The sequence below is a fragment of the Burkholderia sp. E168m23 genome, assembly GCF_016586125.1.
In the GTDB taxonomy this organism is placed as follows: domain Bacteria; phylum Pseudomonadota; class Gammaproteobacteria; order Burkholderiales; family Burkholderiaceae; genus Burkholderia; species Burkholderia orbicola.
On record NZ_BCPP01000260.1, the window covers coordinates 1 to 7,663 of the forward strand.

7 protein-coding genes are annotated in these 7,663 nt (G+C 67.6%); 6 read left to right on the forward strand and 1 reads right to left on the reverse strand.

Translation table 11 applies throughout. From position 1 onward, the window contains the following. Together JMF90_RS15335 and JMF90_RS15340 are read left to right on the forward strand one after the other, a co-directional pair. Window positions 1-1,387 (forward strand): alkaline phosphatase family protein (locus tag JMF90_RS15335; protein ID WP_201325208.1); only part of this gene is annotated, 1,387 nt, incomplete at its 5' end. Between the two features lie 210 nt (window positions 1,388-1,597). After that, on the forward strand, window positions 1,598-2,326 hold the full coding sequence (locus JMF90_RS15340; RefSeq protein WP_011546500.1) for a phosphonate utilization associated transcriptional regulator: 729 nt from the start codon (window positions 1,598-1,600) through the stop codon (window positions 2,324-2,326). A gap of 92 nt (window positions 2,327-2,418) precedes the next feature. Here the strand turns inward: JMF90_RS15340 and JMF90_RS15345 are convergent, their stop codons facing one another. Further along, window positions 2,419-3,807, reverse strand: a complete 1,389-nt coding sequence (locus JMF90_RS15345; protein WP_011694448.1) for an FAD-dependent oxidoreductase — start codon at window positions 3,805-3,807, stop codon at window positions 2,419-2,421. Between the two features lie 33 nt (window positions 3,808-3,840). On the opposite strand from JMF90_RS15345, the gene JMF90_RS15350 reads away from it, so the two are divergent. From JMF90_RS15350 to JMF90_RS15365, 4 genes are all read left to right on the forward strand, one after another. Beyond that, a complete protein-coding gene (locus tag JMF90_RS15350; protein ID WP_127479564.1) occupies window positions 3,841-4,338 on the forward strand; it encodes a hypothetical protein in 498 nt (165 codons plus the stop codon). After that, on the forward strand, window positions 4,331-5,569 hold the full coding sequence (phnA, locus tag JMF90_RS15355) for a phosphonoacetate hydrolase (RefSeq protein WP_011694447.1): 1,239 nt from the start codon (window positions 4,331-4,333) through the stop codon (window positions 5,567-5,569). The genes JMF90_RS15350 and phnA overlap by 8 nt, the downstream gene beginning before the upstream one ends. Window positions 5,570-5,596: 27 nt before the next feature. Beyond that, window positions 5,597-7,051, forward strand: a complete 1,455-nt coding sequence (gene phnY, locus JMF90_RS15360) for a phosphonoacetaldehyde dehydrogenase (protein ID WP_011694446.1) — start codon at window positions 5,597-5,599, stop codon at window positions 7,049-7,051. A 180-nt stretch (window positions 7,052-7,231) separates the two neighbouring features. After that, the coding region (locus tag JMF90_RS15365) for a transporter substrate-binding domain-containing protein (RefSeq protein WP_201325209.1) at window positions 7,232-7,663 on the forward strand (432 nt) is incomplete at its 3' end.

Below are 7,663 nucleotides of genomic sequence, written 5' to 3' on the forward strand. Positions count from 1 at the left end.
CAACTCGCTGATGTTCTTCAAGCGCTTCCAGGTGAAGGAAGGCGCGAGCGGCCCGCTGGTCGACAAGGGCGCGTCGGACCACACGCTCGCTGAGCTGAAGGCCGACGTGCAGGCCAACCGGTTGCCGCAGGTGTCGTGGATCGTGTCGCCGTACAAGTACAGCGAGCACCCGCAGGCGTCGCCGACCGACGGCGCGTTCTACATCAACATGGTGCTCGAGGCGCTGACGTCGAACCCCGAGGTGTGGGCGAAGACGGTGTTCATCCTGAACTACGACGAGAACGACGGGCTGTTCGACCACGTCGTGCCGCCGGTGCCGCCGGTCACGAGCGGCGTGGGCGGGCAGGGCATCGTGTCGTCGAACCTGCTGTCGAACCTCGGCGACGAGCTGCTTGACCTGAACAAGTACCCGGGCGAAATGAGCCCGCTCGTGCCGGGCGCCGACCCGGGCGGCATCCAGCCGATCGGCCTCGGGCCGCGCGTGCCGCTGATCATCATCTCGCCGTGGACGAAGGGCGGCTGGGTCTGCTCGGAGACGTTCGACCATACGTCGGTGCTGCGTTTCCTCGAAGCGCGCTTCGGCGTGAAGGAGCCGAACATCAGCGCGTGGCGCCGGTCGATCTGCGGCGACCTCACGTCGGCGTTCGACTTCTCCGCGCGTCCCGACACGCGCACGGTGAGCTTCACGGTGCCGCAGCACCTCGCCACCGCCGGCCAGGCGTACCAGGTGCCCGCGCAGCAGTCGATGCCGGCGCAGGAGCCCGGCACGCGTCCGGCGCGTGCGCTGCCGTACGAGCTGTTCGTGCACAGCCGCGTGGGCGCGCATGACGACACGGTGTCGCTCGACTTCGCGAACACCGGCGACGCGGGCGCCGCGTTCTACGTGTACGACCGCCGCAACCCGGCGACGCCGCCGCGCCGCTACGCGGTGTCCGCGCGCGACCGCTTCGTCGATACGTGGAGCACGTCGGCCGCGCGCGGCGAGTACCATCTGGCCGCCTACGGCCCGAACGGCTATCTGTGCGAATTCCAGGGCAACACGCGGCTCGCCGCGGACGGCCGCCACGCGAACCCCGAAGCGAAGATCGGCTACGACGTGCGCAATCGCCACGTGTACCTGCAACTGCGCAACAGCGGCCGCGCGACGTGCCGCGTGACGGTCGACAACGCGTACAGCCATGCGCATGCACGCACCTACACGCTGGAGCCGGGCGAGCGCGTCGAGGGGCACTTCGAGCTGTCGTCGAGCCACGGCTGGTACGATCTGACGATCACCGCGACCACGCTGCGCGGCGGCGACGACAAGGTCGTGCGCCGCTTCGCGGGCCACGTCGAGACGGGCCGGCCGAGCCACAGCGATCCGGGGCCGGTGAAGCAGACGGCCTGACGGCGCGACGCGGCGGTCGTGCGAAGCGGGGCAGTTCGCCCGTAGCGCGCGACCACCGCGTGCCGATTGCAGGCGGGTGGCGCTCCGCCCCGCAGGATTGGCTTTTGGAAACTGAAAACTGTTGACAATGTGTCGGGCCGAGGGTATACAAGGATCATTCGCCGATATGGCGCCCTCGTTTTCATCCACAGCCCCGCTGCCTGCCCGACCATGACTGCCCCGAACGCGCTCAGCGCCATCGAACTCCTGCAAAGCCAGTCGCTCGCGATGATCGTCCAGGACATGCTCGAGCGCGCGATCGTCTCCGGCGAATACGCGCCCGGCGAAAAGCTCAACGAAGTCGAGATCGCGACCAGGCTGAACGTGTCGCGCGGCCCGGTGCGCGAGGCGTTTCGCGCGCTGGAGCAGGCCGGCCTGCTGCGCAACGAGAAGAATCGCGGCGTGACCGTGCGGGTCGTGCCGCTGCGTGAGGCCGAGGAGATCTACGAAGTGCGCGCGATGCTCGACGAATCGGTCGCACGCGCGCTCGCGAAGCGCATCTCGCCCGATACGCTGAAGGTGCTGAAGGGCATCATCCAGTCGATGAAGGACGCCGCGAAGACGCACGACGTCACGCGCTATACCGAGCTGAACGTGCAGTTCCACGACGCGATGGTCGTCGGCGTCGGCAATACCCATCTCACCGATACCTACCGCCGGCTCGTGCGCCAGCTCGGCCTGCTGCGCCAGGCGGCGATCGAGGCCGAGGCGGATGCGATCGCCGTGTCGGCGGCCGAGCACGACAAGATCGTGCAGGCGCTCGCGGCCGGCGACGAGGACAAGGCCGTCGCGCTCGTGCGCGAGCACGTCGCGCACGGCCTCGCGCGGATGCGCCGTACGCACGACGAGCAGGGGCTGCCCGCGACGGGCAAGGCGGCGCGGGAGAAGGCCGGCGCGTAAGCGTCGGTCAATGCCCGCGCGGGCTGCCGCGCACCGGCAAAGGGACGCGTCGCCGCGTCCCTTTTTCGTTGTGCGTTCCGTTCAGCGTTTCGTCACGCCTTGTCCGCCTTCCCCGCCGCGCTCGCGAATTTCGCGAGCCACGTATCGACCACTGACGGCTGCCGGCTCTCGTCCTCCGCGCGCTCCTTGCGGCGGATCGCGTTGCGCACGACGTGCGCGCCGACATAGCGGATCGGCTCCGGCGGGAAATGGCCGAGCGGGCCGCGCACGATCGGGCTGCGCGTCCATGCGTTGTCGAGGCCGAGCACCAGCGACGACAGGATCTGCCCGCCCATGTAGGTCGGCCCGACGCCATTGCCCGAATAGCCGAAGCCGTAGAACACGTTCGGCGCGTCATCGAGGCGGCCGAAGAACGGGAAACCCGTCACCGAACGATCCGACGGCCCGTTCCAGCTCGCGGTGATCGGCACGCCGGCGAGCGACGGGAAGAATTCGCGCAGGCTGCGCGTGAGCTGCGCCTCGTACGGCGAGCGGCGGTCGAACACGGGCGCGATGCGGCTGCGCCACGAGAACGTGTTGCCGCCTTTGCCGAGCATCAGCCGCCCGTCGGCGGTCGTGCGGTAGTAGTACACGAAGATCCGCGAATCGAGCACCGATACGCCGTCCACGAGCCCGGTCCGCGCGAGCAGCTCGGGGCATTTCTCGGTGATCACCATGTCGCTCGACACCACCGCGATCGTCCGTTCGAACTGCGGGAAGCGGCTCGCCATCCACGCATTGATCGCGAACACGAGCTTGCCCGCCGTGACGCTGCCGGACGGCGTACGCACGACGGCCGGCTGGCCGGGCGTGAAGTCGAGCATCGGCGTGCGCTCGTAGATGCGGATGCCCATCGCAAGCGCGACGCGGCGCAGCCCGCGCACGAGCTTGCCGGGATGCACGGTCGCGGCGATCGGCGAGTAGACGCCGTCGAGATTGCGCGCGGAGCCCGAGCGGCGCGCGACTTCGGCGGACGGCAGCGGCTCGTAGCTGTGGATGCCGCACGCGGCGAGCGCGTCGAGCACCGGCGCGAGCGTGCCGACCTGCGCGCCCGACGTCGCGGTGTACAGCGTGCCGTCGAGCCGCAATTCGGCGTCGATGTCGTGCGCGCGGCAGAAATCGGCGATGTGCTGCACGGCCGCTTCCGATGCCTTAACGAGCCGGATCGCCTCGGCTTCGCCGAACAGGCGCCGCAGCGTCAGGAATTTCGCGGACCACGTGAGCAGGCAGCCGCCGTTGCGGCCGCTCGCGCCCGCGCCGCACAGGTCGGCCTCGAGGATCGCGATGTCGAGCGCGGGGTCGTGCTGCTTCGCCTGGATCGCGGTCCAGAGGCCCGTGAAGCCGCCGCCGACGATGCACACGTCGGCCTGCGTCGCGCCTTGCAGCGCGGGGGCGAGATCGCCGTCGTTGAACAGCGCTTGTTCGATCCAGAAGGGTCGCATCGGGTGCCATGCCGGTAAGGGTCGAAGATTGCCGTGCGGCGCACGACGGGAAAGCAAAAAACGAAAACGAAACCGCCGCACGGCGATGGACGGCGGCGGCGGGGCGCGCAGCGCGGCTTGGTGCATCGCGTCGCATCGTCGGGCCGCCGCTTCGGCCGATACGCGGCGCACGCCCATCGTCTTCAGCGTGCCCGCGATCGCCGCGACGGCGCCGGGAATCCCGGCTTCGCCGAAATGGTCGACGCAGCCGGCGCGGACCGCATCGACCTTGGCGAGCTTGCCCGGATGCCGACTGTAGTCACGCTTTTTGACCGCCTGATAAAAACCGCGCCGCGGCAGAGGGCGGATGCGCGGCCGCCACACCTTGCATGCGCATCATCCATTTTGCCGTTTGCTTTCTGTTCTCTGCATGTTGTTGACAATCTACAAATCATCGACTTTAATGTCAAGCGTCGAAAACAGCAGTGGCCACGGCGCGGGCGCCGACCGCTCAACCCCCTTCGAACCGAAAAGAATGAACGTCATGACTGAAACGCCTGTATCCGTGGAAGTGAACGGCCGCCGCTACAACTGGATGAGCCGGCCCGTGGTGGTCGTCTGCGTCGATGGCTGCGCATACGAATATCTGGAGGAAGCCGCCGAGGCCGGCGTCGCGCCGTTCCTGCGCACGCTGCTGAAGCCCGGCACGGCGCTCAAGGGCGAGTGCGTGGTGCCGAGTTTCACCAATCCGAACAACCTGTCGATCGTCACCGGCGTGCCGCCGGCGATCCACGGGATAAGCGGCAACTACTTCTACGATCGCGACACCGGCGCCGAGGTGCTGATGAACGATCCGAAGTACCTCGTCGCGCCCACCGTGCTCGCGACCTTCGCCGAGCAGGGTGCGCGCGTCGCGGTCGTCACCGCGAAGGACAAGCTGCGCCGCCTGCTCGGCAAGGGGCTCAAGGGCATCTGCTTCTCGTCGGAAAAGGCCGATGAAGCGAGCGTCGAGGAAAACGGCATCGACCACGTGCTCGAGCTGGTCGGCAAGCCGGTGCCGAGCGTGTACAGCGCGGACCTGTCGGAATTCGTGTTCGCGGCCGGCGTGCGCCTGCTCGAGACGCGCCCGATCGACCTGATGTACCTGTCGACGACCGACTACGTGCAGCACAAGTGCGCACCGGGCACGCCCGGCGCGAACGCGTTCTACGCGATGATGGACACCTACCTGCAGCGCCTCGACGCACTCGGCGCGATCGTCGCGATCACCGCCGATCACGGGATGAACGCGAAGCACGACGACGCGACCGGCGAGCCGAACGTGATCTACCTGCAGGAGCTGTTCGACGAATGGCTCGGCCACGATGCGGCGCGTGTGATCCTGCCGATCACCGACCCGTACGTCGTGCACCACGGCGCGCTCGGTTCGTTCGCGACCGTCTACGTGCCTGGCGACGCCGACACCGACGCGCTGCGCGCGCGGCTCGCCGCGGTCGACGGCATCGAGGTCGTGCTGACGGGCGCCGAAGGCTGCGCGCGCTTCGAGCTGCCGCCCGCGCGGATGGGCGACCTGATCGTGATCTCGAAGCAGGACGTCGTGCTCGGCACGCGCCGCATCAAGCACGACCTGTCGGGCCTCGACGTGCCGCTGCGCTCGCACGGCGGGATCTCCGAGCAGATCGTGCCGCTGATCTTCAGCAAGCCGGTCGCGACCGACGTCACGGGCCGCGCGCGGCTGCGCAACTTCGACATCATCGACATCGCGCTCAACCATCTGCAGTGACGCGGCCGCATCCGCCAGGAGACACTCATGAACGCCATTGCAGCATCGACGGATGTCCGCACGCCTCATCGTGAAGCACTGCGAATCGACGGTGAAAAGATCTACCGCGACGCGGTGATCGAAGTACGCAACCCGTACGACGGCACGCTGGTCGGCACCGTGCCGAAGGCGACGCTCGACGACGTGCGCCGCGCCTTCGCCGTTGCGCGTGCGTACCGGCCGACGCTCACGCGCCACGATCGCGCGGCGATCCTGCGTCGCGCGGCCGACATCGTGCGGGCGTGCACCGCCGAGATCGCGGCGCTGATCACGGCCGAGGCCGGGTTGTGCCTCAAGGATTCGACGTACGAAGCCGGCCGCGTGGCCGACGTGCTGACCTTCGGCGCCGGCGAAGTGCTGAAGGACGACGGGCAGATCTTCTCGTGCGACCTGACGCCGCACGGCAAGAAGCGCCGCGTGTACACGCAACGCGACCCGCTGCTCGGCGTGATTTCGGCGATCACGCCGTTCAACCATCCGATGAACCAGGTCGCGCACAAGATCGTGCCGTCGGTGGCGACCAACAACCGGATCGTCGTGAAGCCGTCGGAGAAGGTGCCGCTGTCGTGTTATCGCTTCGCGGACATCCTGTACGAAGCCGGCCTGCCGCCGCAGATGCTGCAGGTGATCACCGGCGACCCGAAGGAGATCGCCGACGAGCTGATCACGAACCCGGCGATCGACATGATCACGTTCACCGGCGGCGTGTCGATCGGCAAGTCGATCGCCGCGCGGATGGGCTACCGGCGCGCGGTGCTCGAACTCGGCGGCAACGATCCGATCATCGTGATGGAAGACGCCGATCTCGACGAAGCGAGCACGCTCGCGGTGTCGGGCTCGTACAAGAATTCCGGGCAGCGCTGCACGGCGATCAAGCGGATGCTCGTGCACGAGGCGGTGGCCGATCGCTTCACGGAGCTGGTCGTCGAGAAGACGCGCGCCTGGTCGTACGGCAATCCGTCCGATCCGTCGGTCGACATGGGCACCGTGATCGACGAAGCGGCCGCGAAATTCTGCGAGCAGCAGGTGAACGACGCGATCGCGCGCGGGGCGCGGCTGCTGGTCGGCAACGTGCGCGACGGCGCGCTGTATTCGCCGACGGTGGTCGATCGCGTGACCCCCGACATGCCGCTGGTCAAGCATGAAACCTTCGGGCCGGTGTCGCCGATCATGCGTTTTCGCGACATCGACGAGGCGATCCGGATGTCGAACAGCACCGACTACGCGCTGTCGTCGTCGGTATGCACGAACCGCTTCGACCACATCACGCGCTTCATCACCGAGCTGGAAGTCGGCAGCGTGAACGTGCGCGAGGTGCCCGGCTACCGGCTCGAACTGACGCCGTTCGGCGGCGTGAAGGATTCGGGACTCGGGTACAAGGAGGGCGTGCAGGAAGCGATGAAGAGCTTCACGAATACCAAGACGTATTCGCTGCCGTGGTAAGCGACGTGTAAGGCGCCCGCGCCGGCATCGTGGCCGGTGCGGGCGTTATTCGATCGGCTCATATCGTTAGCCGATTTGCGTTTTTGCCGGCCCTCCACGCATCGGTAGAATTCGCGGACCTCTCGAACGGCGCAGGCGCGCCGGCGGGATGATCCTCTCCAATCATTCGGGGTCCGCACCATGAAATTCCTCCGCTCCATTCTGGTCGTCGCGCTGCTGCAGGCTGCCGCGGCCACCAGTGCGCTGGCTGCCGACGACCTGTCGCAGATCAAGTCGGCCGGCGTGTTCCGCGTCGGCACCGAAGGCACCTATGCGCCGTTCACGTACCACGACGAGACCGGCAAGCTGACGGGCTTCGACGTCGACATCGCGACCGCGATCGCGCAGCGCCTCGGGGTGAAGCCGCAGTTCGTCGAAGGCAAATGGGACGGGCTGATCGCGGGGCTCGACGTGAACCGCTACGACGCGGTCGTCAACGAAGTGTCGATCACCGACGCGCGCAAGGCGAAATACGATTTCTCGACGCCGTACATCACGTCGCACGCGGTGCTGATCGTGCGCGCGGACAACACGACGATCCGCTCGTTCGACGACCTGAAGGGCAAGAAATCC